The sequence below is a fragment of the Variovorax ureilyticus genome (assembly GCF_037889935.1).
GTDB classification, from domain to species: Bacteria; Pseudomonadota; Gammaproteobacteria; order Burkholderiales; family Burkholderiaceae_C; genus Variovorax; species Variovorax ureilyticus.
The window spans coordinates 1-1279 of record NZ_JBBKZU010000053.1 but is presented as its reverse complement, the minus strand read 5'-3'; the positions used below and the strand labels follow the sequence as shown (position 1 = coordinate 1279).

General features: G+C 61.2%; 2 protein-coding genes. Both read right to left on the bottom strand.

Annotated features, from left to right (window positions below; all coding sequences use genetic code 11):
• Positions 1 to 34 precede the first annotated feature (34 nt).
• Positions 35 to 898, bottom strand: a complete 864-nt coding sequence (locus WKW77_RS34975) for an IS630 family transposase (RefSeq protein ID WP_340361476.1) — start codon at positions 896 to 898, stop codon at positions 35 to 37.
• Between the two features lies 1 nt (position 899).
• Positions 900 to 1229: a helix-turn-helix domain-containing protein gene (locus WKW77_RS34970; RefSeq protein WP_340361475.1), complete on the bottom strand. Its 330-nt coding sequence runs from the start codon at positions 1227 to 1229 to the stop codon at positions 900 to 902.
• Between the last annotated feature and the right edge of the window lie 50 nt (positions 1230 to 1279).

The window sequence follows — 1279 nt, the reverse complement described above, 5'->3', positions numbered from 1 at the left end:
AGTACTCCGTTTCGGAAGTTCGCACACGTATTCTTCAAGCGGCCAGCTTCAGGCTCTGCGCCCATCGATCGCGCATGCGTGCGATCAAGGCATTGAGATCGGTGCGGGTGAATTTCCACTCGAATGGATGCGCGATGCTCTCGAAGTAGCGCTCGAAGCTCGCCAGCCTCCGAGCGATCGCCTCCAGGCCAGGGAAGTCGTTCGGGGTTAGCACCTTGCGCTGCACGATCGAGAAGTAGATTTCGATCTGATTGAGCCAACTGGCATGGACCGGTGCGTGGACCGGAACCAATCGGGGATGGGCTTGCATGAGGCGCTGCACTGACGCGTCGCCGCGATGCGACGAGCCGTTGTCCATGACCCAGAACACGCGTCTTGCGTTGACGTATGGCGGCTGGCTCATGACCTGATCGACCAACCGCTCGAAGGGCGCGATGCCCGTGGTCGCTTCGCATCGGCCGAACACCTTGGCGCGATGCACGTCCAACGCCGCCATATATGCCCAGGCGCCACCGCGTTCATACTCGTGCTCCACGCGCATCGACTTGCCCGGTTCAGTGGGCAGACTTGGATGCATGCGAAGCCGAGCCTGGATACTGGTCTTCTCGTCGGTCGAGATGACGAACTCGTCCTTGCGCAGCGACTGCCCTTGCCAGCGCCGCTCGTACAGATCCAGGATGCGCCCGGCCTTGGCCTGGAAATGCGGATCCCGCGCAAAGATCCAGCAACGGTGCCGCCAAGGGCGAATCGCGTCCTCGTGCAACCAACGCCAGACCGTGCTGTCGCTGATGCGCGCCACCAGGCCCGAACGCTGCGCGTGTCGCGCCACGTCCGCAACGCTCAAGCGCGACAGCGGCAAGCCCAAGGTGGCCGGCAACTCGCAGGCGAGCGCCTTGATCTCAACCGTGACCTCTGGGGGGAAAGACCCGAGGGCGTCCCGGGCGGGCTCTCTCTTCGAGGCCCGCCAATCGATCCTTGAAGAAGCGCTGGCGCCACTGACTGACCACTTCGCGCCGAGTGTCCAGGCGCGCGGCGATCTCGTCGTTGTCCAAGCCGTTGGCGGCCATCAGGATCATCTTGGCTCGAACAACCTCGAAATACGGCAACGTATATCTGGTCGCACGACGATTCAACTCGGCCGACTCGTCCAGAGTCAACTCGATGAGAAACGGACTCTTTCTTGGCATACGCAACCCCCAGTCGAAGGAATGCATCAAGATGCCATACACGGCCAAACTTATCAAGAATATACGTGGCCGTATTTACGAAACTGCCTACT